This is a genomic window from Janthinobacterium woesei, assembly GCF_051380875.1.
In the GTDB taxonomy this organism is placed as follows: Bacteria; Pseudomonadota; Gammaproteobacteria; order Burkholderiales; family Burkholderiaceae_D; genus Janthinobacterium.
The window spans coordinates 240,283-266,717 of the sequence record NZ_JBNYXW010000005.1; the positions used below are offsets into that span (position 1 = coordinate 240,283).

Here is a 26,435-nt window from a genome sequence, read left to right on the forward strand (position 1 = left end):
GATAATGCAGTCAGTAAGTATTTATGCGTATGGCCAGTGGCCGCGCAGCGCTATTACTAGCGCGTATGATGTAAAACCAGCCTGGGCAATCAGGCTGGTGTTGGCTTTTTTACACGAACAATAAGACTGATATGACTACCCCCGATACTTCGCACGACATTGCACAGCTGACTTCCCAGCAGCGCATCAAGGCCATCATTGGCGCTTCCTCCGGTAACCTGGTCGAATGGTTCGACTTCTACATTTATTCCTTCTGCGCGCTGTACTTCTCGCACGCCTTCTTCCCTTCCGGCAACGCCACCACGCAGCTGCTGCAGACGGCCGGTATCTTTGCCGCCGGCTTCCTCATGCGCCCCGTGGGCGGCTGGCTGTTTGGCCGCATCGCCGATAAATACGGCCGCCGCCAGTCGATGATGATTTCCGTGCTGATGATGTGCGGCGGCTCGCTGATGATCGCCGTGTTGCCCACCTATGAAACCATCGGCGCTTTCGCCCCATTCCTGCTGCTGGTGGCGCGTCTGTTCCAGGGCTTGTCCGTGGGTGGCGAGTACGGTACCAGCGCCACCTACATGAGCGAAGTGTCGGAACCGGGCAGACGCGGTTTCTTTGCCTCGTTCCAGTACGTGACCCTGATTGGCGGCCAGCTGCTGGCGCTGCTGGTGCTGGTGGTTCTGCAGCAATTGCTGACCCTGGAAGAGTTGCGTGCCTGGGGCTGGCGCATCCCGTTCGTCTTTGGCGCGCTGGCGGCACTGGTTTCGCTGAACCTGCGTAAATCGCTGACGGAAACGACCACTGCCAGCGAGCGCAAGGACAAGGACGCGGGCAGCCTGCGCGGCTTGCTCAAGCACAAGCGCGCCTTCGTCACCGTGCTGGGCTTCACGGCCGGCGGCTCGCTGGTGTTCTACACCTTCACTACCTACATGCAGAAATACCTGGTCAACACGGCCGGCATGGATACCAAGACGGCCAGCGCCGTCATGACCTGCGCCCTGCTGGTGTACATGATCTTGCAGCCCGTGTTCGGCGCCTTGTCGGACCGTATCGGCCGCCGCACCTCGATGCTGTTCTTCGGCGGCCTGGCCACCCTGTGCGTGCTGCCCATCATGCATGCGCTGAAAGACGTCACCAGCCCGTACGCGGCGTTCGGCCTGATCATCATCGCCCTGGCCGTGATCAGCTTCTACACCTCGATCAGCGGCTTGATCAAGGCGGAAATGTTCCCCATCGAAGTGCGCGCGCTGGGCGTGGGCCTGTCGTATGCGGTGGCCAACGCCCTGTTCGGCGGCTCGGCCGAATACGTGGCGCTGCAGTTCAAGGCCTGGCACGTGGAAGAGTACTTCTATTGGTACGTCACCGGCATGTGCCTGATTTCCTTCATCGTCGCCATCCGCATGCCGGACCCAAGCCGCTCGGGTCTGCTGAAATAAATGTTGGCGTAAAATAAGTGGCACTGCGTGGGCGGCACCGCGGTGCCGCCTTTTTTCTTCCCGCCTTTCCACCGTGCCGATCAGGAGTTTCCATGCCGTATGTTATTCCCGCGCCCATCCAGCCCAGCGTACCCGTCACCGGCAGCGACGCCAGTTTCCCCGTCCACCGCGTGTATTGCGTGGGCCGCAACTATGTCGACCACGCCAAGGAAATGGGCCACACGGGCCGCGAGGCGCCGTTTTTCTTCATGAAGCCAAGCGACGCCGTGCTGCCGGTAGCGGCGGGCACGACGGGCGAACTGCCGTATCCATCGCAAACGCAGGATTTCCAGCACGAAATGGAGCTGGTAGTGGCCATCGGCAAGGGCGGCAGCGATATCGCCGTGGCCGATGCGCTGAGTCACGTGTGGGGCTACGCCGTGGGCCTGGACATGACGCGCCGCGACTTGCAGGGCGAAGCGAAAAAGCTGGGCCGCCCCTGGGATACGGGCAAGGCGTTCGAACATTCGGCGCCCATCGGCCCTATCACGCCTATCGAGCAGGCGGGCGATATCGGCGCTGCTGCCATCACCCTGCGCGTGAATGGTGATCTGCGTCAAAGCAGCAGCATCGGCATGCTGATCTGGAATGTGGCCGAAACTATCGCTGACCTGTCGACATACTTCCGCTTGCAGCCGGGAGACCTGATCTACACGGGCACGCCGGCCGGCGTGGCGGCCGTGCAGCGCGGCGACGAGCTGGTGGGCGCCATCGACGGCCTGGATACATTGCGCGTAAAAATTGTATAAATAAGCGTCCTGGCGCACAGCACGGCAAGCCCGCATGGCATAGCATCGCCCTGCGGGCTTTATTTTGACTCAGGAGACAGTCATGATGATGGATAGCTATTCTGTAGCGCAACCGGCGCGTGCCGAGATCGACGCCTTGACGGGCCCGGCCTTGCTGGAATTCGGTACGGGCTGGTGCGGCCATTGCCGCGCCACTCAGGCGCCACTGGCGGCCGCTTTCGAGCAGCATCGCGCAGTGCCGCATATTCGCGTGGAAGATGGCCCCGGCCGGGCACTGGGGCGCTCGTTCAGAGTCAAGCTGTGGCCAACCCTGATTTTCCTCAAGGATGGCCAGGAAGTGGCGCGCCTGGTGCGTCCGCTCGACGGCGCGGAGATCAGCCAGGCGTTTGCCCTGATCGGTGCATAGTTTCTTGCCGCACAGCAGCACTGCGCGTATCATAGGCCGCTACAGCAAGATCAACCGCATCCCTGACCGGATGTAGGCGCGATCATCGCCGGCCCGCTCCACCCGGAGGGGCCGCAGGCAAGGATTCACCACAAATGACCGATGCCGCGATGCCGATGCGCGGGTCTGGTACGGAATGCCTGGCGATACGCCGGGCCTGAACCACGTCGCACATCCCCTGACGACCTTCCTGCCGTGCCCCGGATAACCGGAGGCGCACGACCGTTGTTTCTCTAATCAGCACTGATCGCAGCGCGATGACGCGCGTTTGTTCACCGTTGCCTGCCGATAATGGCGGCGTGTTGCTGCGTGGAATTTGTTTGCGAATTTAATAGCAAATTCGCAGTAAATACACCCGCGCACGGCTATGATATGGCAACAGCGCGCCTAGACACGTGCTGTGCTGCTGCCTGAAAAAACATCCAGAGAATGGCCTTTAGACACCCTCCCCAAGGAGCGCAGTAAATGAGCACCCCCCCCAAGAAAAATTCCCCCGGCACGGTGCTGTTCGCCAGCCTGATCGGCACTACCATCGAGTTCTTTGACTTTTATATCTACGCCACCGCCGCCGTGCTGGTGTTCCCGAAACTGTTCTTCCCTGCCGGCGACCCGTCGGCCGCCGTGCTGCAGTCGCTGGCCACGTTTGCCATCGCCTTCTTCGCCCGCCCCATCGGCTCGGCCGTGTTCGGCCACTTCGGCGACCGAGTCGGCCGCAAGGCCACCCTGGTGGCAGCCTTGCTGACCATGGGTATTTCCACCGTCATCATCGGTTTGCTGCCCACGTATGCCGCTATCGGCACCATGGCGCCGCTGCTGCTGGCGCTGTGCCGTTTCGGCCAGGGCCTGGGCCTGGGCGGCGAATGGGGCGGTGCGGTGCTGCTGGCGACGGAAAATGCGCCACCGGGCAAACGCGCCTGGTACGGCATGTTCCCGCAACTGGGCGCGCCGATCGGCTTCTTCCTGTCGGGCGGCATCTTCCTGCTGCTCAGCGAAACCTTGACCGATGAGCAATTCTTCAGCTACGGCTGGCGCATTCCCTTCCTCGCCAGCGCGCTGCTGGTCGTCGTCGGCCTGTATGTGCGCCTGAAGATCACGGAAACGCCGGACTTCCAGAAAGTGCTCGACAAGAACGAACGCGTGAAATTGCCCGTGGCCACCGTGTTCAGCCAGCATGGCCGTATGTTGTTCCTGGGCACCATTATCGCCCTGGCCACCTTCGTGCTGTTTTACCTGATGACGGTGTTCGCGCTGAGCTGGGGCACGACCAAGCTGGGCTTCACGCGCAAGGAATTCCTCATCGTGCAGCTGTTTGCCGTGCTGTTTTTCGCCTTGACGATTCCATTCTCGGCCGTGCTGGCTGACCGCCGCGGCCGCCGCACGACCATGATCTGGGTCTCCGTTGCCATCGCCATCTTCGGCCTGGTGCTGGCGCCCATGTTCGGTTCGGGCGTGACCTGGGAAGTGACGCTGTTCATGGCCGTCGGCCTGGGACTGATGGGCATGACCTACGGTCCGCTGGGCACCATGCTGTCCGAGCTGTTCCCGCCCGAAGTGCGCTACACGGGCGCTTCGCTGACGTTCAACCTGGCAGGCATTTTGGGCGCCTCGCTGGCGCCCTACATCGCCACCTGGCTGGCCACCAACCATGGCTTGCAATACGTGGGTTACTACCTGTCGCTGGCGGCCGTGCTGACCCTCGCCGCATTGTTGATGGTAGGCAAGCCAAGAGCGGGCAAGGAAGCCTGGGAATAAGGGCGTAGTCTGCAGATGAAAAAAACCGCCAGTTCTGGCGGTTTTTTTTCATGCTGCCGGTGTTACCACTGCGGCGTGTACTTCAGGGTGAACTGCACGTTGCGCGGATCGCCAAAGTAGTTGTTGCCACCCGTGTCGTTATACGCGGGGATGACGTAGCGCTTGGCGAAGACATTGTTGACATTGAGCCGCGCTTCAGTTGCGTGGCCAGCTGGCTGTTCCAGCTGCCGTACAGGCATTTCTAGCGCATATCGTACGTGCTGACGGAGGTCGTGCCGCGCGCGGCTGCGTAGAAATGAAAAAACCCGCCGCTGCGCGAGGCAGGGACGGGTTGATCAATACTGCAAATTCTTGGTGGTGATAGGTGGACTTGAACCACCGACCCCAGCATTATGAATGCTGTGCTCTAACCAACTGAGCTATATCACCAAACAGACCGGCGAAACCGGATGCTGGTTATGCAGCAATGGCCCAGTTTGACTGCCGCTGGGCCATTGCTGATTGTTCTTTGGTGGTGATAGGTGGACTTGAACCACCGACCCCAGCATTATGAATGCTGTGCTCTAACCAACTGAGCTATATCACCCAACAGCCGAGCATTATCCGGTCTTCCCATTTCCTTGTCAATGCTGGCGCAGAAAAATGTGCGGATTTTTCTGTGTCCGCAAGGGGTATGGTTACTTTAGCAATGGCTGGATCTGCGCCAGCATGGCCGCAGCCGGGTCGGCGTCCAGGCAATCGATGACGATACGCTGCGGCATCGAGCGCAGCCAGGTCAGCTGGCGCTTGGCCAGCTGGCGCGTGGCGATGATGCCCGTTTCGCGCAAGGCGGCGCGGTCGATACGCCCGTCCAGGTAATCCCAGGCCTGGCGGTAGCCCACGCAGCGCATGGATGGCAAGCCCGGATGCAGGTCGCCGCGGCGGCGCAAATGCCCCACTTCATCGAGCAGGGCATCGTTCTTCAGCATGGCGTCGAAGCGCGTGGCGATGCGCGCGTGCAGCACGGCGCGGTCCGAGGGTTCCAGCGCGAACGACTGCAACTGGAACGGCAGCACGGTCTTTTCGCGCAGGGCCAGCAAGGCCGACATGGGCTGGCCGGACAAAACGATGATTTCCAGCGCGCGCTGGATGCGCTGCGCGTCGTTTGGTGCCAGGCGCGCGGCCGTGACGGGGTCTTGCCCGGCCAGGCGCGCATGCATGGCGGGCCAGCCGATGGCGGCCGCTTGCTCTTCCAGCTGGGCGCGCAGCGCGGGATCGGCGCCCGGCAAATCGTCGAGGCCATCGGCCAGGCCCTTGAAATACAGCATGGTGCCGCCGACCAGCAGCGCCAGCTTGCCGCGCGCCGTGATGTCGCTCACCAGGCGCAAGGTGTCGTTGCGGAACTGCGCCACCGAATAGGCGTCCAGCGGGTCGATGATGTCGATCAGGTGATGCGGCACGCAAGCCAGTTCGTCGGCCGTGGGCTTGGCCGTGCCGATATCCATGCCCCGGTAGACGAGGGCCGAATCGACGGAAATGATCTCGGACGGGATGGCCTTGGCGATGGCCAGCGCACTGGCCGTCTTGCCGCTGGCCGTGGGGCCCATGATAGCGACGGCCAGGGGGAGGTGTTGGGTGATTGTCATGGTGTTTTGTGATGTGTTTGCGATGGCCACCCCAGCTTGTGCCGTTGGGGTGAAAGTTACTGCCCGCGCAGGAAGAGTTTGTCTAGGGCGTTAATCTCGACCTGCACCCACGTCGGCCGGCCGTGGTTACACTGGTCGGCGCGTTCCGTGCTTTCCATCTGGCGCAAGAGGGCATTCATTTCCTGTACCGACAGGATGCGGTTGGCGCGCACGGCCGTGTGGCAGGCCAGGGTGCCCAGCAATTCGTTCTGGCGCTCGATCAGCACGCGCGAGCCGCCGTATTCGCGCACGTCGCGCAGCACGTCGCGCGCCAGCGTTTGCGCGTCGGCGTTTTTCAGCAGCGTCGGCACCGAGCGCACGGCCAGGGTGGTGGGCGAGATGGCTGCGATGTCAAAACCCAGCGCCTTTAACGTTTCCTGGTTTTCATTCGCGGTCGACACTTCGATGGCGTCCGCATAAAACGTCACGGGGATCAGCAAGGCTTGCACCTGCATGTCCTGGCCGGAAACCTGCGCCTGCAGCGCGTTTTTCAGCTGTTCGTACAGGATGCGTTCATGCGCGGCGTGCATGTCGACCAGCACCAGGCCCGTGGTGTTTTGCGCCAAAATATAAATGCCGTGCAGCTGGGCCAGGGCAAAGCCCAGCGGATACTCTTCGCGCGCCATCGCTTCGGGCGAGGCGATATACGGTTCCACCTGCGTGACCGGCGAGCTGGCTACGCCGCTGCCGCCGAACAGGGCGCCATAGGCCGCCGTGTCCTGGGCGACACCTGGCGCATCGGCAAAGAACGGGTGGCCCGCGCCGGGCGTTGTCGGGGCATAAGTATGCGTAAATTGCGCGCCAAACGAGGTTTGCGTCTGTTCGCGGCGCCAGATGCCGGGGGCGCCATCGCCACTCAGGGTGGAGGCGGCCGGCAAGGGTGCTGGCACGCTGCCGAATGCCGTGGCCGAGGTTTGCGCCAGGGCACGCTGCACGGCGTGAAAAACGAATTGGTGCACCGAGCGGCTGTCGCGAAAGCGCACTTCGATCTTTGACGGATGCACGTTGACGTCCACCAGGGCCGGGTCGAGGTCGAGCGCCAGCACGTAGGAGGGGAAGCGGTCGCCATGCAGCACGTCCTGGTAGGCCATGCGCACGGCATGCACCAGCAGCTTGTCGCGCACGAAGCGGCCGTTGACATAAAAGAACTGGCCGTCGGCGCGTGCCTTGGAAGCCGTCGGCAAGCCGGCAAAGCCGTGCAGGCGCAGGGTGCCGGCCGATTCGTCCAACGCCAGGCGCGCTTCGGCAAAGTCATTGCCCAGGATGTGGGCGCTGCGCCTGGCCAGTTCGCTGATATTCCACTGGTCGATGGTGCGGCCATTGTGCGACAGCGAGAACGAGACGTCCGGCCGCGCCAGCGCGATGCGGCGCACGACTTCGGCGCAGTGGCCGTATTCGGTTTGTTCCGATTTTAAAAATTTGCGCCGCGCAGGGGTGTTGAAGTACAGGTCCTGCACATCGACCGTGGTGCCGTGCGCGCCCGACGAGGGCGAGACACTGCCATTGTGCGAGCCGACGATTTCCCACGCGTGGGCTGCGTCAGCCGTGCGCGAGGTCAGCGTGACGGCGGCCACCGAGGCGATCGAAGCCAGCGCCTCGCCGCGAAAGCCCAGGGTGCCGACGTTTTCCAGGTCGCTGAGCGACGCGATCTTCGATGTGGCATGGCGCGCCAGGGCCAGCGGCAATTGATCTTTATCAATGCCGCGCCCGTTATCGGTGATGGCGATGCGTTTCACGCCCCCTTCTTCCAGGCGCACGGTGATCTGCGTGGCGCCCGAGTCGAGCGCATTTTCCAGCAGTTCCTTGACCACGGCCGATGGCCGCTCGACCACCTCGCCGGCGGCGATTTGTGAAATCAACTGGTCAGGCAGGGCCTGGATCGGGCGGTGGGGCGTGATGGGAGCGTTCATGCGTTGATTATACCCGGGGTCAGTTTCTTCGAAATCGGAATGCATCCCATTGGCATGCATTCTCCTTCAGGGGCTGACCCCTAGCATTTGCCTCGCGGGGCTACTTCGCCACCTCGCGCACCGGGATAGGCGCATTGCACAGGTCGATATGGCCGGCGGCGACCTTGCTCCACGGGCCGCCGCGGTTGCGTTGCGCTTCGAGCACGGCCTGGTAGGCGGCGCTATCGGTGCGCATCACTTCCAGGTTCGTGCGCTGTGCGAAAGGCACGCTGGCGGCCAGGCGGATGGCCTTGATCGGCACGTTTTTCCCGGGACTGTCATAAAACCCCATGGGCGCCGTGCCGCGCGGCAGGGTGGACAGCAGCGCCATGCCGGCGACGACGCGCCCGACGACGGTGATGTCGCGGTCCAGGTGGCGCGGCGACTGGCCGATGACGGCATACAGCTCGGTGCCGCCGCCGCTGTCGCTACCCACGTCGCGTCCTACGCCGACGGTGGCGTAGCAATGCGTGAGCCAGGCCGTGCCGCTTTTCGGGTCGCGCGCCGACGGAAAGCCGTTCGAGTGCCCCACTTGCGGCGCATAGCCGTCGGCATCCGGCAGGCGCGTGAAATTGGTGATCTTTGTCATTGGCACCGTAAATTCGCCGGGCAGGGTGCGCTGGGCATGCAGGATGGGTTTGGGGCTCTTTTCATTCGGATCGCCCCACTGCACCACCCAGTTATCCTGCGCGCGGGTGATGGCCAGGCCGTCGTAATACTGCTCGGCCACCAGGGCCTTGATGTTGGTCACATGTTGCGGCGCGAATTCGGGCGCCAGCTCCAGCACCACCCGGCCGGCCGGAATGTCCAGGTACAAGGTGTTGTCCGGGTCCAGCGGACGCCAGTCGGATGGTGCCGATGCCTTGATCGCGTCGGCGACGCTGGCCTTGGCGGGCAGTTCGGCCGGGGCCTTGATCTGGGCAGGTGCTGCGTGGGCAGGCAACTGGGCAAGGCCCAGCACGGTGGCCATGGTCAGGCCGCTGAGTGGATGCAGACGCATGTTCTTTCCTGTTCTCTCCTGGCCGGCACGGGTTGCGCCGGTCAGAAAGTGTATACCGGAATGGCAATATTTCGCTGAAAAAACATTGCATGTGGCAATTCTGGCGGCCGCGTGCAAACACGGCGTTTCCTTAACCTTTCCTTAAAATGCGACACCGCCACGGGCGCTGCCGAATTAATCACGAAATATCGCGCCGGGGACTGCCGTTGCGCTGGCTGGGTGGTGTATGATTCCGCCGCTACCTTTAGGGAAAAATTTATGGATTTTGTGCAATTCCTCGACATGATCGTCCATGTCGACAAGACGCTGGGCATCTTGATCGAACAGTACGGCACCCTCGTGTATGCGGTGCTGTTTGCCATTATTTTTTGCGAAACAGGCCTCGTGGTTCTGTTTTTCTTCCCTGGAGACACGCTATTGTTTATCGCCGGCGCGTTTTGCGCGACGGGACAAATGCACCTGGGCTTGCTGATCGCCTTGCTGGTGACGGCCGCCATTACAGGCAATACGCTCAATTACTGGATCGGCGAGGCCATCGGGCAAAGGGTGTTTACCCACGATTACCGCTGGATCAACAAGGATGCCATGCGCCGCACGCACGACTTCTTTGAAAAGCATGGCGGCAAGACCATCATCCTGGCCCGTTTCGTGCCGGTGGTGCGTACTTTTGCCCCGTTCGTCGCCGGCATTTCCGACATGACGCATGCACGCTTCCAGATGTACAACGTGACGGGCGCCCTGTTGTGGGTGATTGGCTTGGTGACGGCTGGCTATTTCTTCGGCAATATCCCATGGATCCGCGACCACCTGACTCTGATCGTGCTGATTGGTGTTGGCGCCGCCGTCGTGCCGGTGGTACTGGGCGGCTTGTGGAAACTCTACAAGCGCATGGCCGGCAAGTCGGCTTAAGGCCCTATTGATCCAGGGTAAACACGCTGCGGCACCGCCCGCAGTTGCCCTGGATCAGGTTTTTCTCTTCGGTGTTTCTGTTTTACTCCTGCTTTGATTCAAGTTTTATGGCTTTCCAGCCGTAAACCAGAGGGTATTCTTACTTTCTGGATTTCCATGCGACATTTGAGCGCTCTGTTAGCTTGCAGCCTTGCCGTGTTGACTGCCATGGCAAGCGCCAACGATGCCCCTGCTCCGGCCAGCGCCCCCATGTCGGCCTCGGCGCGCGCGGCCGCCATGAAAACCCTGACCGAATCGGTCAAGGGCAAGGATGGCAAGGAGGGCAAGGTCGCCGTCACGGTAGCGCCCACGGCGCGCGAGAAGGAGGACGCGGCCGAAGTCGACCTGTCCGAACGCATCGCGGCGCGGCTGGCGGAAATGCGCGCCACCCAGGCAGCGCGCGCCGCCGCCCGCGCCAAGCGCGCCGCCGTGGCGAAAGCGGTGCCACCGCCGCCACCACCCGTGCCGCGCGGCACGCACTGGTCGTACGAGGGCGAGAGCGGTCCGGCCAACTGGAGCAAGATCAATGTCGACTGGGCCAAGTGCGGCAATGGCAATCGCCAGTCGCCGATCGACATCCGCGATGGCATGAAGGTGGAACTTGAGCAGATCAGCTTCGACTACCACCCGTCTTCATTCAACGTGGTCGACAACGGCCACACGGTGCAGGTGGGTGTCAGCGGCGGTAATTACATCACGCTGCAGAACCGCATGTTCGAGCTGCAGCAATTCCATTTCCACCGTCCGTCGGAAGAGCGCATCAATGGCAAGGCGTTTGAAATGGTGGTGCACCTGGTGCACCGCGACGCCGAAGGCCGGCTGGCCGTGCTGGCCCTGCTGCTGGAGCGGGGCACGCCGCAAGCGACCATCCAGACCGTCTGGAACAACCTGCCGCTGGAAAAATTCGAGACCATGCAGCCCGCCATCCTGCTTGACCCGGCCGAGCTGCTGCCGGTGCGGCGCGACTACTACACGTATATGGGGTCGATGACGGAGCCGCCCTGCAGCGAGGGCGTGCTGTGGGTGGTGATGAAGCAGCCGGTGCAGGTGTCGGCGGCGCAGATGGCGCTGTTCAGCCGTTTGTATCCATTGAATGCGCGGCCGATACAGCCAGCTAATGGCCGCATCATCAAGGAATCCAATTAAACAAATTCCAAGTGCTGGCGCCCTGTCCACTCGGCGCCCGCCGCCAGCAGATCGGGCTGGATCAGCGCTGGCTCGATGCAAATGAAACGCGGATACTCGTCGTCGGCCAGGTCGGGCAGGTTGGCGGCGTCTTGCGCGCCGGGATTCCACACGACGGCGTCCGTGAAGCCCTGCTGCTCCAGGCGCAGGGTAGATGCCCCTGACTGCAGGGTCAAGGCACCCGGCAGCTGGTAGTAGATGCGGTCGAGCTTGTCGGCAAACTGCAGGAATTCTTCCGCTTGCAGGGCATCCTGCGGCGTCTCGTCCGAATAGCGCACGCGCTGCAAGCCGCCAACGCGCGCCTGGCTCAATTGATCGATCGCAAAGTAGCTATGCAGGGCGGCCGAGAACGGGAAGGCCTGTTCGCCCGTGTTGTGCACGCAAAGGCTCAGGTCCAGCGCTTGCGCCTTGACGGCCACGCGCAGGCGCAGGGTGAAGGCGAACGGCCAGGCGGCGGCAATCGCCTCTGGCAAGTCGGTGTGGTGCAGCACGAATTGCGCAAATACTGCGCCATCGGCATCGCCAGTCGCTTCCAGCTGCCAGGTCGCTACGCGTGCAAAGCCGTGGCGCATGCCCGTGCCGCGCGCGCCAAACTGGGGAAAGATCACCGGCACGCCGCCCCGGATGGCGCGGCTGCCGTCGAGGTTTGACGCGCGGCTGCAAAACAGGCGTTCCTGGCCATCGCTGGTCTGCCACGAGACCAGGTGGCCGCCATACAGGGTGACGGTCGCCTGCGCGCCGTCGGCCGCACGGATGGTCACGGCCGGCAGCTGGCCAAAGGTACTCTTGCTCATGCTTGTTTCCATGTCAGGTCAAACGGCTTTTCGCCAGCGGCGGATTCTTCGCAAAGTAATTCCTGATGCCAGTGACGATGGCGTCCGCCATCTGGTCCTGGTAGCCGTTGTCGGTCAGCTTGGCTTCTTCTTCCGGATTCGAGATGAAGGCTGTCTCGATCAGGATGGAAGGGATATCGGGCGCTTTCAGCACGGCGAAGCCGGCTTGCTCGACGGAACCCTTGTGCAGGCGGTTGATGCCGCCGATTTCGCGCAGCACGGCCTTGCCCAGCTTCATGCTGTCATTGATCTGCGCCGTCGTCGACAAATCGAGCAGCACGCTGGCCAGCTGCTTGTCGTGGTTCTTCACGTTCACGCCGCCGATCAGATCAGCCTGGTTTTCCTTGTTTGCCAGCCAGCGCGCGGCCGTCGAGGTGGCGCCCTTTTCTGACAGCACGAAGACGGACGAGCCGCGCGCCGTCGGCTGGATGAATGCATCGGCGTGGATGGAGACGAACAGGTCGGCCTGCACCTTGCGCGCCTTTTCCACGCGCATACCCAGCGGGACGAAGAAATCGGCGTCGCGCGTGAGCATGGCGCGCATGTTCGGCTGCAGCTCCAGCTTGGTTTTCAGGCGCTTGGCAATGGCCAGCACCACGTCTTTTTCGCGGCTGCCCTTGCTGCCAATGGCGCCAGGATCCTCGCCGCCGTGGCCAGGATCAAGCGCGATGGTAATCATGCGCACCACCTTTTGGCCCGGCAAGGGACGCGCTTCAGGGCGCTGTTCCGGGCGGATGTCGGGCACGGGCGGCACAATGGCCACTATTGGCGGCGCGACGGCCACGGGCGGCTTGCCGCTGTCGGGCAGCGGCAGCGCGGGTGGCGGCGTATGCGTGCCGGCCATCGGTGGCTTGGCCGGGTCGCTCGACCAGTCGCCCTTTTCGATCATTTGCGCGATCAGGTCTGGCTCGTGCACGGGGTACAGGTCGAAGATCAGGCGGTGGTTGTAGGAGCCGGCCGGTGGCAGGGTAAACAGCTGCGGCGTGACTTCTTCCTTCAGGTCGAACACCAGGCGCACCACGTTGGGCCGGTTCTGGCCCACGCGCACTTGCTTGATGTACGGATCGTTCGACTGGATCTTCGCTACCAGGCCTTTCAGCGTGGGATTGAGTTCCAGGCCTTCGATGTCGACTACCAGCCGTTCTGGGTCTTTGACGATGAAGTGGGTCGCCTTGAGGATGCTGTCGTTTTCCAGGGTAACGCGGGTGTAGTCCTCGGCAGGCCAGACGCGCACGGCGAGAATTTGCGCTGCCATCGCCGACATCGGCGCGAACACGGACAACAACAGGGTGCCGCCGGCCTTGAGTACCGTGCGCCGGGTGATCGGTGAGGTTATCAAAGGTTCGGGGCGAATTTGAGACGGTGAAGGCATGACAGACCCAATTCAGAAGACGCTTGCAATTCTACATCACGTCCTGTGCCTGCAACGCTCAAATAAATATTCAGGTCGGCAGGCGGCAGTACCGGCTCGGCTTTCTCCGGCCATTCGACGATGCAGATATTGTGGCCGTTGAAGTCTTCGCGAAAGCCTGCGTCGAGAAATTCCTCAGCGCTGCCCATGCGGTACAGGTCGAAATGGATGACGTTGACGTTCTGGCCATCGAGCTGTACCGTGTACGGTTCGGACAGGGTGTAGGTGGGGCTTTTTACGTGACCCGCATGGCCTGCTGCATGCAGCAGGGCGCGCGTGAGGGCTGTCTTGCCGGCGCCCAGGTCGCCGTGCAGGTAGATTGCCAGGCCGGGCGCCAGAGCGCGCGCCAGCGCACCACCCAGCGCGGCGGTACCGGCTTCGTCATGGAGATGGGCTTTGAAGTGTTCGGTCATTGTCTTCGGTATCGCATAAAATAGAGGCTCATGCCATTGTAACCGCCTAACCGCCCGCGTCACCGCCGCCTCGCCTAAAGTCTCCTATGTCTGCCACCGTCACCGATCTCGCCTCCCTGGCGCGCACCATCAAAGAATGGGGGCGCGAGCTGGGTTTTGCCGAGGTGCGCATCGCCGACGTCGATTTGTCGCACATGGAAGCGGGACTGCAGGCCTGGCTAGCCGCAGGCTATCACGGTGAAATGGACTACATGGCCAGCCATGGCATGAAGCGCGCCCGCCCGGCCGAACTGGTGCCCGGCACAGTGCGCGCCATCAGTGCGCGCATGAATTATCTGCCGCCGGCGCTGGGCCCCGAGTGGCGCGAACACGAGGCTGCGCGCGAGGCCGATCCCACGGCGGCCGTGATCTCCGTATATGCGCGTGGCCGCGATTACCACAAGGTGATGCGCTCGCGCCTGCAGCAGCTGGCCGAGCGCATTAAGGGAGAGATCGGCGACTTCGGCTACCGCGTCTTCAGCGACTCGGCGCCCGTGATGGAAGTCGAACTGGCGCAAAAAGGGGGCTTGGGCTGGCGCGGCAAGCACACCTTGCTGATCAACCGCCAGGGCGGCTCCTTTTTTTTCCTCGGCGAGATTTTGGTTGACGTGCCGCTGCCCGTCGATCCGCCTGAAACGCCGCACTGCGGCCAGTGCTCGGCGTGCATCAGGGTATGTCCCACGCAAGCGATAGTGGGGCCGTACCAGCTCGACGCGCGCCGCTGCATCTCCTACCTGACCATCGAATTGAAGGGCGCCATTCCCGTCGAGATGCGCCCTTTGATCGGCAACAAGGTGTATGGCTGCGATGATTGCCAGACCGTCTGCCCGTGGAACAAGTTCGCCCAGCGCGCCGTGGTACCGGACTTTGACGAGCGACGCAATCTGGGCAGCGCCGGCATGGTGGAGCTGTTCGCCTGGACGGAAGAACAATTCAACCGCGCCATGGAAGGCAGCGCGATTCGCCGCATCGGCCACGAACGCTGGCTGCGCAACCTGGCAGTCGGCATGGGCAACGCGGCCGCCAAGGCGCATGGGCAGCCTGACATCGTCGCGGCCCTGCTGTCGCGCCGCGAGCACCCGTCGGCCATCGTGCGCGAACACGTCGAATGGGCGCTGGCGCTGCACGGCGTCGCCTAGGCACTATTCAGGCTTGTTTCAGGCGCAGGGCCGACCAGTCGGCGTCGATGGCGATCATCGCCACGCTATCGAGTCCCAGTGCCTGCGCGTAGACGCGGATGTCATCGCGGTGGATGTCGCTGCCCGCCTTGCTGCCGCCTTTGCGGTACGCCAGCCACACGGCGCCGCCCGGCGCCAGGCATGTCTGTGCCTGCGGCAGCCAGTGTTCCAGTTCTGCGCGGCTGCGCGCAAACACCAGTATCCAGTCAGCGTCTGCCCCTTCCTTTACCCACAGCTCCGGTGGCAGCTGCGCCAGCAAGGCGGCATGCTCGCCGCCGTCATTGAGCACGGCCAGGGCCTTGGCATTCTTGACATACATCTTTTCCGGGACGTTTTTTTCAGGCATGGCGGTGGCGTATTGGTCGTGGAAAACCGAGCATAGCAAACGCCCGCGCCTGCGCGCCAGAAAATTGTTCCTTGACTTATCGATATATCGTTATAAAATGGCGATACTTACTAACGATATATCTTTAAAGAGAAAACATGAGAAACTCACACCACGCAGAACATGGCCAGAATGGCCATCACCATCATCACGGCCATTGCGGCCAGCAGCACCAGCACCACGGCGAGCAGCGCCACGAACATCATCATGGGCACATGAGCATGCACGGCCGCGGTCCGCGCGGTTTCGACAAGCGCGGCGACGGCATGGGCCACGGCGGCCCCGGCGGACGCGGCGGCGGTCGCGGCGAACGGGCGGAACGCGTCTTTGGCCGCGGCGACTTGCCCCTGATCGTGCTGGCGCTGATCGAAATCAGCCCCCGTCACGGCTATGAAATCATCAAGGCCATCGAAGAGCGTTGCGGCGGCGCCTACGCCCCCAGCCCCGGCGCCATCTATCCGACCTTGACCTTGCTCGAAGAGCAAGACCACGTGACATCGAGCGAAAGCGCCAGCGGCAAGAAGCTCTACACCATCACGGACCTGGGCCGTACGTATATCGAGGAAAACCGCGCGCAGGTGGACGGCATCCTGGCCCGCCTCGACATGTTTGCCCGCGTTGCGGCGAGAAGCGCCTTGCCCGAGCGCGTGCACCAGGGCATGCATACCTTGAAACACGCGCTACTGCTCAACAAGAGCAACTGGAGCGAGGCGGAAGCCGAACGCGTGGCGGCCGTGCTGGAGCAAGCGGCAAATGCCATCATCGATGGCCAATGAACCCACTTTGACAAGGAACCAGAACATGATTACCGCACCCCAATCGACCCCACGCGCGCACGCCATCGAGCGCGTGCGCCATGACTTGAAACTGCGCGTGCTCACCGTCGTGCGCACCGAGCAGCTGACGGCGCACATGCGCCGCGTCACCCTGGCGGGCGGCGACCTGGAAGGCTTTGTCTCGCCCGCGCATGACGATCACGTCAAGCTGTTCTTTCCCGCACCCGGCGAGCAAGCGCCCATGTTGCCCGTGCTGGGCAATGGCCCGAATGCCATCGAGTATGCCGAAGGCGCGCGCCCCATCGCCCGCAACTACACGCCACGCCGCTACGACGCCGAGCGGCGCGAGTTGGAAATTGACTTCGTGCTGCACGGCGACGGTCCCGCGGCGACCTGGGCGGCGCAAGCCAAACCTGGGCATACCCTGGGCGTGGGCGGCCCGCGCGGCTCGATGCTGGTGCCGCTCGATTTCGACTGGTATGTATTGGTGGGCGACCAGACGGCCTTGCCGGCCATCGCCCGCCGCCTGGAGCAGTTGCCGGCCACGGCGCGCGCCATCGCCGTGATCGAGATCGTTGAAGATGGCGAACAGATCGCACCCGAGTGCACCGCGCAGCTGGAACTGCACTGGGTGGCGCGCAATGGCAGTAAAGGAGCGTTGCTATTGGATGCGCTGCGCAAGATTACACTGCCGTCAGACGGCGACGGCTACGTCTGGGTGGCCACGGAGCACGCCCAGGTGCTGGACTTGCGCCGCCATTTTCTTGCGGCGGGGCTGCCGAAGCAGCATCTGCATGTGGCCAGTTATTGGAAGCATGGTGTGGAAGAACACCACGAGCGCCACGACGATTGAGAAAACGCCCATGGCGGCGTGGCGCGTCCTTGCCGTACTAGCGTACTGTCTGCGGACGCGCGCCTTGCCCTGGGCGTTTTCTCGGCGCCGCCAATCCAACATCACTGGATTTACTTCAACAATCCCGCCAGCTCCACCGCCGTCTTGACCTGCATCTTGTCGAAGATATGCGCGCGGTGGACTTCCACGGTGCGCATGCTGATGCCCAGCTTGTCGGCCACTACCTTGTTCATCTTGCCCGCCAAAATCAGGTCCAGCACTTCGCGTTCGCGCGTCGACAGGGTGGCCAGGCGCGCGTGCACGGCGGCCAGTTCGCCCGCCTGGCGCGAATTGGCCAGGCCTAGCTGCACGCGGTCCATCAGGTCGTTGTCGTTGAACGGTTTTTCAAAGAAATCGAAGGCGCCCCGCTTCAGGCTGTCGACGGCCATCGGCACATCGCCGTGGCCGGTGAGGAAAATTACGGGCAGGCGCGCCGTCAGGTCGCGCTTGACCAGCTGGTCGAACAGGGCGATGCCGTTCATGTCGGGCATGCGCACGTCTAGCAGCACGCAGTCGCCATTCGCGTCGAACGTGCCGTCCAGGCTATCGAGGAAGTGCTGGGCGCTGGCATAACTGCGCGCCTCGATGGCGCGCGAGGCGGCCAGCCAGGACAGGGAGTCGCGTACGACCTCTTCGTCGTCAATGATGTGTAGCATGGTTTCTCCGGCTTGTCGTCGTTGTCGGTTAGTGCGGCGCGCGCGGCACGGCCGGCACGCTGAAGGTAAAGATGGTGCCGCCAGTGGGGTTGGCGCTGAAGGTCAGCGCGCCGCCGTGAAATTCGATGGCGGTACGGCAGATGTTCAGTCCCATGCCCATGCCTTCGGACTTGGTCGAGAAAAACGGCGAAAACAGCCGTTCGGCCACGTCTTGCGCGATGCCGTGCCCGTGGTCGATCACGTCCACCGTCACCATGTCCTGCTGCGCGTCGTGGCTGGCCCGCAGGCGCATGATACGCCGTCCCGGCGCCGCATCCTGCATTGCCTCGATGGCATTGCGCGTCAGGTTCAGCAGCACTTGCTCGATCATCACGGGGTCGGCGCGCAGCAGCGGCAGATCCAGGGGTATCTCTTCCTGGATGGTGACATAGTATTTGCGCGCCTGCAGGTCGATCAGCGCGCGGATGCCGTCGAGCAGGGTGCGGATGGCCACGTCCTGGCGCTGCGGTTCGCTCTTGCGCACGAAATCATGCACGCTGCGGATGATCTGGCCGGCCCGCTGCGCCTGTGCGCCAGCGTGTTCCAGCGCCGGTTTCAGGGTGGCCGGATCGAGGGGCGCACCGCTGTCGATGGCGCGCCGGATCAGGTTCAGCGCGCCCGTGGTGTAGCTGGAAATGGCCGCCAGCGGCTGGTTCAGCTCATGCGCCAGCATCGATGCCAGTTCGCCCATGGTGGCCAGACGCGAGCTCGTTTGCAGTTTTTCCTGCTGCTGGCGATTCAGTTCCTCGACGCGCTTGCGGTCCGAGATATCGAGCACGGAACCCATCCAGCCCGTTTGCTTGCCGTTCTTGTCCACCAGCGGCGCTTCGAAGATCAGCACCGGCACATGGGTGCCGTCGGGGCGCTGGAAATAGGTTTCGAATTGCGGCGTGACGTTGCCGGCCAGCGCCTTGACGAAGCGCTGCTGGTATTCCTCCATCGCTTCAGGCACCCAGTAGGGCATGGGCGGCAATCGGCCGAGAATTTCCTCGGGCGGATAGCCGACCATCTGGCAAAACGCGGGATTCACATACGTGACGCGTCCTTCCAGGTCGCGCGCGCGCATGCCCGTTACCAGCGAGTTTTCCATCGCCGTGCGAAACAGCATTTGCTGGCGCAGCGCGCCTTCGGCCGTCAGGCGGCGCGCAATATGGCGCCACAGGGCCAGCAAGCTCCACAGCAAGCCCAGCGAGAGGGCGATGACGGAGCCGACCAGCAAATTTGGCAGCAGCTTGGGCTGGCTTTTCACGCTGTCGGTAAACAAGGTGATGTTGGCGCCGGGGACGTCGAGCGCGCGCTTGTGCGTATACACGCCGTGGCCGGGACCGGCGGCGGCGCGCCGCGCCAGCACCTTGTCGTCGGGACCGATCAGCGAAATCTGGTTATCCTGCGCAAACCACCACGGCACCATTTCATCGAGCAGGCTGCTGATCTGGTAAGTGGCCACCAGGCTGCCCGCATAGCGCTGGCCGTCGAACAGGGGCTGGTGATAGTCCATCAGCATGGCCCTGGGCGGCGCGTCGGGAAAGCCGCTGTGCTGCGCTGGCTGGGCATACTGGCCCCGGTGCAGCCGGCGCGCGTTGTCGCCTGTCGTTAGCGATGCAGGCGAGAGTATCGCGCGGGCCTCCTGCGGCAGCGTGCTGTCGCTCGACGCCAGCACCTTGCCGCCGGCATCAAGCCAGACCACGCGCTGCAGCTCGCGTCCGTTGCGCAGCATCTGTTGCAGCCGTTCGCGCACCCGCGCTTGCGGCACGACGCCACTGGCAATGTCGGTGCCCAGGTTGTACAGGCTTTCCTCGTTGCGCGCCAGCTGGAAGCGTATTGTCTGCTCCACCCACAGCGTGTCGGCGATCAGCTGCTCCTGGCGTTCATTGCTTTCCATCTGGCGTGCCTGCCATGGCAGCCAGAACAGGATGGACAGGAACAGCAGCAGCAGCATGACCGGCAGCAGCCAACGCAACGGACTGGTAAACTGCAGGCGGCGCGCGAAGGTGAGTGGTATTTTCATGGCTCGCAGGGTAGCGCGTTCTTAGGTCGAAACTATTGTGGTTAACCACAATGGCTTCGTTGATTTCTTTCGCACATTATCGGCGCAGATCAATCATAAGGCATCTGATATCGCCACGGAGACTGCAATGCAAATGAAATCCATGCTGGCCATGCTCTGCGTGGCGATCGGTGCTGGCTTTGGCGCTCCCGCCCGGGCACAGGCGCCCATCGTCATCAAATTCAGCCACGTGGTGGCGCCTGATACGCCGAAAGGCCAGGCCGCAGAGCGCTTCAAGATGCTGGCCGAAAAGGCCACCCGCGGCAAGGTCAGGGTGGAACTGTATCCTAATAGCCAGCTGTACAAGGATAAGGAAGAACTCGAAGCGCTGCAGCTGGGCGCCGTGCAGATGCTGGCGCCTTCGCTGGCCAAGTTCGGCCCGCTGGGCGTGAAGGAATTCGAAGTCTTCGACCTGCCCTATATTTTCCCTACCAAGACGGCGCTGTACAACGTCACCGAAGGCGACATCGGCAAGGGCTTGCTGAAAAAGCTGGAACCGAAGGGCATCACGGGCCTGGCCTACTGGGATAATGGCTTCAAGGTGATGTCGGCTAACAGGCCGCTGCACCATCCGGCCGATTTCAAGGGCTTGAAGATGCGCATCCAGTCGTCGAACGTGCTCGATGCGCAGATGCGCGCGCTGGGTGCCAATCCGCAGGCGCTGGCATTTTCGGAGGCTTACCGTGCACTGCAGACGGGCGTGGTCGACGGCACGGAAAATCCGCCATCGAATATGTACACGCAAAAGATGCATGAAGTACAAAAACACCTGACCGTCTCCAATCACGGCTACCTGGGCTACGCCGTCATCGTCAACAAGAAGTTCTGGGATGGCTTGCCATCCGATATCCGCGGCCAGCTGGAAAAAGCCATGAAGGAAGCGACCACGTTTGAAAAGGCCATTGCCCAGACCGACAACGACAAGGCGCTCGAAGCGATACGCAAGAGCGGCAAGACGCAGATCTACACCTTGACGTTGCAGGAGCAGGCTGAATGGCGGCGCGCCCTGGCGCCCGTGCAGAAAACCATGGAAAACCGCATCGGCAAGGAATGGATTTCCGCGATCAACAAGGAAAGCGCGAAGTAGGCGCCGGCCGTGCCATGGCCTGATGGCTTACCACAAATGCCAGCGTAGCTGGAAATTTAATTTAAGGCTAAAGCATCGGTCCCCATGCTGGTGCAAAAAAAGTCGATTCGCCCGATTAAATACGTTATGATGGGCGGCCTTACGGGGAAACACGTATAAGCATATACGCTCCGGTAGCAAGGTGAGAGTACAGAATTAGTGGCACGGTTGGTGGGGGAGTGGTCTATAAAAACGGTATTGATACCGGGGATATATTGAGGAGACACACGTTTCACAGAAGTTGTTGAGTCATAGCTGTCTGCGGCCACAAGCCGGCACCGGCGGACCCAAACGACCGGGAACGTGAAGCAATATTTGAAGCGCACCGATTGGTGCGCTTTTTTTTCGTGCTGCGGAAACCTCCGCCGGCGTGCCAGAAGACGGTGCATAATCGTCCGGAAGGGCCTTTTTGGTGCATCTGGTTGCATATTTGCCACACTTGAATAATGAGCAGTAGATGAAAAAACAACAGGGCAGTGAGCTGTTCAGTGCCATCCTTGCCGCACCGTTCGGCGCCATGGGCGTGCGTGCGGACGGTGGGCAGCTGCGCGAACTGGTCTACCTGCCGCCGCACTTTGCCGAGAAAGAGGCGCAAGATGCCGTCTCGGAACAGGCTTGTTTGCAACTGGCACGTTATTTCCTTGAACCCGATGCACCGTTCGACCTGCCGCTGGCAGCGCTGGGCAGCGTTTTCCAGCGCAAGGTATGGACGGCCATCGGGCAGATCCCGCGCGGCCAGGTGCGCACCTATGGCGACGTGGCGCGCCTGATCGGCTCGGCGCCGCGTGCCGTAGGCCAGGCCTGCGGCGCCAACTGGTTTCCCGTGCTGATCCCCTGCCACCGCGTCACGGCCGCCAGCGGCTTGGGCGGCTTTGCCCATCACGACGACGCCATGGGCTTTCACCTAGGCGTCAAGCGCTGGCTGCTGGCGCACGAAGGCGTGGCGGCTTATTCATGATGAACAGCTTGCTGGCACCCGACAACGCCACCCTGATCGATGAATTTTGCGACAGCCTGTGGCTGGAAGATGGCCTGTCGAAAAATTCGCTCGATGCCTACCGGCGCGACATGCGATTGTTCGCGCGCTGGCTGGAAGTGGCGCATCCCGGGCGCGACAGCCTGTACGATGTGTCCACCGCCGACATCGAAGCGTATTTCGCCGCCCGCCACGACGAGAGCAAGGCGACATCGTCGAACCGGCGATTGTCCGTGCTGAAGCGCTTTTACCAGCTGGCCTTGCGGCACAAGCGTATCGCCGTCGACCCGTGCCTGAAAATGGTCTCGGCCAAGCAGCCGGCGCGCTTCGTGCATACCTTGAGCGAAGCGCAGGTGGAAGCCTTGCTGGCGGCGCCCGACGTGAGCACGCCGCTGGGCCTGCGCGAACGCACCATGCTGGAGCTGATGTATGCGAGCGGCTTGCGCGTGTCGGAACTGGTGGACTTGAAATCGGTGGAACTGAGCTTGAACGATGGCGTGCTGCGCATCACGGGCAAGGGCAGCAAGACGCGCCTGGTGCCGTTCGGCGAGCAGGCCCGGCTGTGGATAGAGCGCTACCTGAAAGAGGCGCGCGGCGTGATACTCGACGGCCAGATGGATGACGCGCTGTTCGTCACGCGGCGCGGCGGCGCCATGACGCGGCAAATGTTCTGGGTCATCATCAAAAAACATGCGCTGCATGCCGGCATCACGGCGCCGCTGTCGCCGCACACCCTGCGCCATGCGTTTGCCACGCACTTGCTGAACCATGGCGCGGACTTGCGCGTCGTGCAATTGTTGCTGGGTCACTCCGATATTTCCACCACGCAGATCTATACGCATGTGGCCCGCGAGCGCCTGAAACTGCTGCATGCACAGCATCATCCCCGTGGCTAAACATTTGGTGTTTGGCCCAACTGCGTCATAATGTGTGTTATGCGGTTATCTGTAACAACAAAAAACTAAAGAGGTAGTAAATGGCCAAGACAAATTTCCAATACGAAAAACGGCAAAAAGAGCTGGAAAAGAAGAAAAAAGCCGAAGAAAAAGCCAGGCGCAAGCTGGAAGCGAAAAACAATCCGAAGTCGGCCGATGGCACTGAAGGCGAAGAATCGGACGCGGATGCGGATGCGGATGCGGACGATGCCGATGACGCCGCCGAAAGCGACGCTCCTGCCCAGCCTCAGTAACTCCCTGCTGTTGATTGCCGGTGCGGCATCGCCGCGCCGGTTCCCTCCGGCGTGCATCGCAGGCCTTGCTGGCGAGCACCTGCCGCCAGCCGTTCTTCCCAGCTCCCTGCCGTAACGACCGATATTTCCTGGGGAAACCGCCGCGTCGTCCCCGCCAATGCGGGGACGGTGAAGGCGACTGGTGGATCAGTGGGCGGCGCCGGGAGATGGCGCCTTACCGTCTTCGGCAGCATGCGCGTGGTCATCGCTGCCACGCAAGAAGCGTGCGGCGCGCTTGCCCAGACTATCGAGGTAGGTGTAGGCGACGGGTACCACCACCAGGGTCAGGATGGTCGAGGTGATGACGCCGCCGATGACGGCGCGGCCCATCGGCGCCTGCGATTCGCCGCCATCGCCCATGCCGATGGCCATCGGCAGCATGCCGAAGATCATCGCCAGGGTGGTCATCAGGATGGGGCGCAGGCGCACCTGGCCCGCTTCCATCAGCGCCTCGAACTGCCCCAGCCCTTCGCGCTGGCGCTGGTTGGTAAAGTCCACCAGCAAGATGGCGTTCTTGGTCACGAGGCCCATCAGCATGATGAAGCCGATCACCGAGAAGATGTTCAGCGTGCTGCCCGTCACCAGAAGGGCCAGCAGCACGCCGATCAGTGACAGCGGCAAGGACACCATGATGGCGATCGGCTGCAAGAAGCTGCCAAACTGCGACGCCAGCACCAGGTAGATGAAAAGCACGGCGATGCCCAGCGCCATCATGGCGCCGCCCATGGTTTCGGCCATCTGCTGCGCATTGCCGGCCACGTCGAAGCGCACGCCGGGCGGCAGGTCGATGGACTTGATCGCCTTTTGCACATCGGCGTCGACGTCGCCGGCAGGACGGTCCTGCACGCCCGCATAGATGGCCACGCGGCGCTGCAAGGCCTGGCGTTTCAGCACTTGCGGGCTGGACGATGGCACGAAGTCGACCACCTGGCGCAGCGGGATCATGATCGGCTTGCCGTTTGCATCAAGCTTGCTCGACGCCAGCGACAGGTCGGCCAGGTCGGCCACCTTTTGCCGGCCTGATTTGGGCAGTTGCACGTTGACGTCGTAGTTTTGCCCGTCGCCAGCTAACCAGTGGCTGACCGTGTCGCCCGCCACGAAGGGGCGCAGCGCATTGCCGATCTGCTGCACCGACAGTCCCAAATCGCTGGCCAGCTCATTATTGATCTTCACCGTGGTCGATGGATTGGCGCCTTCCTGGCTGTATTCCATGTCGGCCAGGCCCTTGATTGAGCGCATCTTGTCCATCAAACGGTGCGCCACTTCATCGAGCTTGCCTTCGTCCGTGCCCAGGATGGCGATGAAGATGGGACGGTTGCCCACCGACAGGGTGATGCCGGCAATCGGCGCCAGGCGTTCGCGGATCAGCTTTTCCAGTTCCTGCTGCGAGCGGCGCTTGTGCGTCTTGATATCCGTCAGCTTCAGGTTCACGTCGGCCGCATTGCGGCCATCCTGGGTGCCCACGTTGGCCACCAGGCTGTCGATCTCGGGGAATTCCTTCAAGGCCGCTTCCACCTGGCGCACTTTGGAATCCGTGTATTCGAGGCTGGAACCGACGGGCGTCTTGAAGCGCAGGTTGACCCAGCCCTGGTCCGTTTCCGGGAACATCTCGCCACCGATCATGGGCACGAGCATCAGGCTGCCCGCGAACAGCGCCACGGCGGTCGCCAGGGTGGTCTTGCGCCAGCGCAAAGCCACAGCCAGCACCTTGCCATAGCCTATGTGCAGGCGGTCGATGCCGGTCTCGATCCAGGCCATGAAGCGGCCCAGCCACGGCGCGTACTTGAAGCGGTCCTTGACGGGATCGCGCCAGACGGACGACAGCATCGGGTCGAGCGTGAAACTGACGAACAGCGACACCAGTACGGCCACCGCCACGGTAATGCCGAACTGCAGGAAGAAGCGGCCGATGATGCCGTCCATGAAGGCCACTGGCACGAACACGGCGACGATGGCAAACGTGGTGGCCATCACGGCCAGGCCGATTTCATTGGTGCCGTCGTTGGCTGCCTTGTAGTGGCTCTTGCCCATGCCCAGGTGGCGCACGATGTTTTCGCGCACCACGATGGCGTCATCGATCAACAGGCCGATGCACAAGGAGAGCGCCATCAGGGTCAGGAAGTTCAGCGTGAAGCCAAACGCCTTCATGGCGATGAAGCTGGCCAGCACGGAGATCGGCAAGGTCAATCCCGTGATGATGGTGGAGCGCCACGAGTGCAGGAACAGGAAGACGATCACCATGGTCAGCACGGCGCCTTCGATGATGGTGCGCTTGACGTTATCGAGCTGGCTTTGCACGCGTGCCGATTCGTCGTCCAGCACGCGCAGGGTAATATCGGGCGGCAGGGTTTTTTGCAGGTCGGCCGCCACTTTCAGGATGCCGGTGCCCACTTCGACCACGTTGGCATCCTGCACCTTGGTAATTTCCATGGTCACGGCTTGCTGGCCGTTCATGCGCGAGATCGACAGTTCTTCCTGCTCGCCATCGACGACAGTGGCCACCTGGTCCAGATAAACGGGGCCGATGGCGCGGCGCGCCACGATGATCTTGCCAAATTCGCGTGCATCCTTGATCTTGCCTTCCACGCGCACCAGTTGCTCGGCCGCGCCATGGCTGATGGAGCCGGCTGGCAGGTTGGTGTTGGTGGCCTGGATGGCGCGGATGACTTCGTCGACGCCGATGCCTTGGGCATTGAGTTCGATCGGTTTCATGCTGATGAGGATCTGGCGCGCACGCAGGCCGCGCAGCTTGACTTGCCCCACGCCGGCGACGCCCTGGAAGCGCTTGCTGATGATCTGTTCCGTCATGGTCGACAGTGCGCGCAGGTCATGCCCGGTGGAGGTCAGCACGATGGTGGCGATGGGGCGCTCGTTATCGCCTTCGGCACGGGCGATGAACGGGTCCTTGGCCTCTTTCGGGAAGCGCGGGCGCACCAGGGCCACCTTGTCGCGCAAGTCCTGCATGGCCTTGTCCATATTCGTCGACAGCTCGAATTCCAGGTAGACGCCGGCGCGTCCTTCCCACGAATTGGCGCGGATGGTCTTGATGCCGCTGACGGTGTTGACGGCGTCCTCGATGGGGCGCGTGATGTCGTTTTCCACCGCCTCGGGCGACGCGCCCGGGTAACTTACTTCGATGGCGGCGAACGGGAGCTGCACGCTGGGCATGCTTTCCACGCCCAGGCCGCGGTAGGAGAACACGCCCAGCACCACCAGCGCCACCATGACCATGGTGGCGAAGACGGGGTTCTGTATGCTGATTTTGGTCATCCACATGG

Annotated in this window: 24 protein-coding genes and 2 tRNA genes; 13 read left to right on the top strand and 13 right to left on the bottom strand. The window is 62.5% G+C overall.

Annotated features, from left to right (window positions below; all coding sequences use genetic code 11):
- Positions 1-131 precede the first annotated feature (131 nt).
- From ACQ4W6_RS07340 to ACQ4W6_RS07355, 4 genes are all read left to right on the top strand, one after another.
- A complete protein-coding gene (locus ACQ4W6_RS07340) occupies positions 132-1,427 on the top strand; it encodes an MFS family transporter (RefSeq protein WP_436566512.1) in 1,296 nt (431 codons plus the stop codon).
- 92 nt (positions 1,428-1,519) lie between these two features.
- Positions 1,520-2,215, top strand: a complete 696-nt coding sequence (locus tag ACQ4W6_RS07345) for a fumarylacetoacetate hydrolase family protein (protein WP_436566513.1) — start codon at positions 1,520-1,522, stop codon at positions 2,213-2,215.
- 85 nt (positions 2,216-2,300) lie between these two features.
- On the top strand, positions 2,301-2,621 hold the full coding sequence (locus ACQ4W6_RS07350) for a thioredoxin family protein (RefSeq protein WP_436566597.1): 321 nt from the start codon (positions 2,301-2,303) through the stop codon (positions 2,619-2,621).
- A gap of 504 nt (positions 2,622-3,125) precedes the next feature.
- Complete coding sequence (locus ACQ4W6_RS07355) at positions 3,126-4,412, top strand: MFS transporter (protein ID WP_436566514.1); 1,287 nt, start codon at positions 3,126-3,128, stop codon at positions 4,410-4,412.
- A 62-nt stretch (positions 4,413-4,474) separates the two neighbouring features.
- Here ACQ4W6_RS07355 and ACQ4W6_RS07360 read toward each other — a convergent pair whose 3' ends face one another.
- From ACQ4W6_RS07360 to ACQ4W6_RS07385, 6 genes are all read right to left on the bottom strand, one after another.
- Positions 4,475-4,651, bottom strand: a complete 177-nt coding sequence (locus tag ACQ4W6_RS07360; RefSeq protein ID WP_436566515.1) for a hypothetical protein — start codon at positions 4,649-4,651, stop codon at positions 4,475-4,477.
- A 113-nt stretch (positions 4,652-4,764) separates the two neighbouring features.
- A tRNA-Met gene (locus ACQ4W6_RS07365) sits at positions 4,765-4,841 on the bottom strand.
- 80 nt (positions 4,842-4,921) lie between these two features.
- Positions 4,922-4,998: transfer RNA gene (locus tag ACQ4W6_RS07370), tRNA-Met, on the bottom strand.
- Between the two features lie 91 nt (positions 4,999-5,089).
- Positions 5,090-6,037, bottom strand: a complete 948-nt coding sequence (gene miaA, locus ACQ4W6_RS07375) for a tRNA (adenosine(37)-N6)-dimethylallyltransferase MiaA (protein ID WP_436566516.1) — start codon at positions 6,035-6,037, stop codon at positions 5,090-5,092.
- A gap of 56 nt (positions 6,038-6,093) precedes the next feature.
- Positions 6,094-7,986: a DNA mismatch repair endonuclease MutL gene (mutL, locus tag ACQ4W6_RS07380; RefSeq protein WP_436566517.1), complete on the bottom strand. Its 1,893-nt coding sequence runs from the start codon at positions 7,984-7,986 to the stop codon at positions 6,094-6,096.
- A 100-nt stretch (positions 7,987-8,086) separates the two neighbouring features.
- The gene (locus tag ACQ4W6_RS07385) at positions 8,087-9,025 is read right to left on the bottom strand and encodes a peptidylprolyl isomerase (protein WP_436566518.1); all 939 of its coding nucleotides are present in this window, start codon (positions 9,023-9,025) and stop codon (positions 8,087-8,089) included.
- Positions 9,026-9,283: 258 nt separating this feature from the next.
- Between ACQ4W6_RS07385 and ACQ4W6_RS07390 the strand changes: the two genes are divergently transcribed.
- Complete coding sequence (locus ACQ4W6_RS07390) at positions 9,284-9,934, top strand: VTT domain-containing protein (protein WP_436566519.1); 651 nt, start codon at positions 9,284-9,286, stop codon at positions 9,932-9,934.
- A 207-nt stretch (positions 9,935-10,141) separates the two neighbouring features.
- Positions 10,142-11,119 carry a carbonic anhydrase gene (locus ACQ4W6_RS07395; RefSeq protein ID WP_436566520.1) on the top strand — a complete coding sequence of 326 codons (978 nt, stop codon included), beginning with the start codon at positions 10,142-10,144 and terminating at the stop codon, positions 11,117-11,119.
- On the opposite strand, the gene ACQ4W6_RS07400 is transcribed toward ACQ4W6_RS07395, so the two are convergent.
- From ACQ4W6_RS07400 to tsaE, 3 genes are read right to left on the bottom strand one after another with little or no spacing between them, the layout of a single operon-like run.
- A complete protein-coding gene (locus ACQ4W6_RS07400) occupies positions 11,116-11,952 on the bottom strand; it encodes a D-hexose-6-phosphate mutarotase (protein ID WP_436566521.1) in 837 nt (278 codons plus the stop codon). The genes ACQ4W6_RS07395 and ACQ4W6_RS07400 overlap by 4 nt on opposite strands.
- Before the next feature lie 13 nt (positions 11,953-11,965).
- Entirely contained in the window at positions 11,966-13,363 is a 1,398-nt protein-coding gene (locus ACQ4W6_RS07405; RefSeq protein ID WP_436566522.1) for an N-acetylmuramoyl-L-alanine amidase, read from the bottom strand.
- Positions 13,327-13,815, bottom strand: a complete 489-nt coding sequence (gene tsaE / locus ACQ4W6_RS07410) for a tRNA (adenosine(37)-N6)-threonylcarbamoyltransferase complex ATPase subunit type 1 TsaE (RefSeq protein WP_436566523.1) — start codon at positions 13,813-13,815, stop codon at positions 13,327-13,329. The genes ACQ4W6_RS07405 and tsaE overlap by 37 nt, the downstream gene beginning before the upstream one ends.
- Positions 13,816-13,901: 86 nt before the next feature.
- Between tsaE and queG the strand changes: the two genes are divergently transcribed.
- Positions 13,902-14,993, top strand: a complete 1,092-nt coding sequence (queG, locus tag ACQ4W6_RS07415; protein ID WP_436566524.1) for a tRNA epoxyqueuosine(34) reductase QueG — start codon at positions 13,902-13,904, stop codon at positions 14,991-14,993.
- A gap of 7 nt (positions 14,994-15,000) precedes the next feature.
- Here queG and ACQ4W6_RS07420 read toward each other — a convergent pair whose 3' ends face one another.
- A complete protein-coding gene (locus ACQ4W6_RS07420; protein ID WP_436566525.1) occupies positions 15,001-15,378 on the bottom strand; it encodes a DUF3052 family protein in 378 nt (125 codons plus the stop codon).
- 254 nt (positions 15,379-15,632) lie between these two features.
- Between ACQ4W6_RS07420 and ACQ4W6_RS07425 the strand changes: the two genes are divergently transcribed.
- Together ACQ4W6_RS07425 and ACQ4W6_RS07430 are read left to right on the top strand one after the other, a co-directional pair.
- The gene (locus ACQ4W6_RS07425) at positions 15,633-16,193 is read left to right on the top strand and encodes a PadR family transcriptional regulator (protein ID WP_436566526.1); all 561 of its coding nucleotides are present in this window, start codon (positions 15,633-15,635) and stop codon (positions 16,191-16,193) included.
- 25 nt (positions 16,194-16,218) lie between these two features.
- The gene (locus ACQ4W6_RS07430) at positions 16,219-17,046 is read left to right on the top strand and encodes a siderophore-interacting protein (RefSeq protein WP_436566527.1); all 828 of its coding nucleotides are present in this window, start codon (positions 16,219-16,221) and stop codon (positions 17,044-17,046) included.
- A 110-nt stretch (positions 17,047-17,156) separates the two neighbouring features.
- Here the strand turns inward: ACQ4W6_RS07430 and ACQ4W6_RS07435 are convergent, their stop codons facing one another.
- Both ACQ4W6_RS07435 and ACQ4W6_RS07440 read right to left on the bottom strand, forming a co-directional pair.
- Positions 17,157-17,741, bottom strand: coding sequence for a response regulator transcription factor (locus ACQ4W6_RS07435; protein WP_436566528.1), 585 nt, complete (start codon positions 17,739-17,741; stop codon positions 17,157-17,159).
- Between the two features lie 28 nt (positions 17,742-17,769).
- Positions 17,770-19,788, bottom strand: a complete 2,019-nt coding sequence (locus ACQ4W6_RS07440; protein WP_436566529.1) for a PAS domain S-box protein — start codon at positions 19,786-19,788, stop codon at positions 17,770-17,772.
- Positions 19,789-19,915: 127 nt separating this feature from the next.
- Here ACQ4W6_RS07440 and ACQ4W6_RS07445 point away from each other — a divergent pair, with 127 nt between their 5' ends.
- From ACQ4W6_RS07445 to ACQ4W6_RS07460, 4 genes are all read left to right on the top strand, one after another.
- A complete protein-coding gene (locus tag ACQ4W6_RS07445) occupies positions 19,916-20,914 on the top strand; it encodes a TRAP transporter substrate-binding protein (RefSeq protein WP_436566530.1) in 999 nt (332 codons plus the stop codon).
- A gap of 496 nt (positions 20,915-21,410) precedes the next feature.
- Positions 21,411-21,911 (top strand): methylated-DNA--[protein]-cysteine S-methyltransferase, encoded by a 501-nt coding sequence (locus ACQ4W6_RS07450; RefSeq protein WP_436566531.1) that lies wholly within the window; start codon positions 21,411-21,413, stop codon positions 21,909-21,911.
- Positions 21,908-22,825 (top strand): site-specific tyrosine recombinase XerD, encoded by a 918-nt coding sequence (xerD, locus tag ACQ4W6_RS07455; protein WP_436566532.1) that lies wholly within the window; start codon positions 21,908-21,910, stop codon positions 22,823-22,825. The genes ACQ4W6_RS07450 and xerD overlap by 4 nt, the downstream gene beginning before the upstream one ends.
- An 80-nt stretch (positions 22,826-22,905) precedes the next feature.
- Positions 22,906-23,118 (top strand): hypothetical protein, encoded by a 213-nt coding sequence (locus tag ACQ4W6_RS07460; RefSeq protein WP_436566533.1) that lies wholly within the window; start codon positions 22,906-22,908, stop codon positions 23,116-23,118.
- 186 nt (positions 23,119-23,304) lie between these two features.
- Here the strand turns inward: ACQ4W6_RS07460 and ACQ4W6_RS07465 are convergent, their stop codons facing one another.
- Positions 23,305-26,433, bottom strand: coding sequence for an efflux RND transporter permease subunit (locus tag ACQ4W6_RS07465; protein ID WP_436566534.1), 3,129 nt, complete (start codon positions 26,431-26,433; stop codon positions 23,305-23,307).
- Positions 26,434-26,435 lie beyond the last annotated feature (2 nt).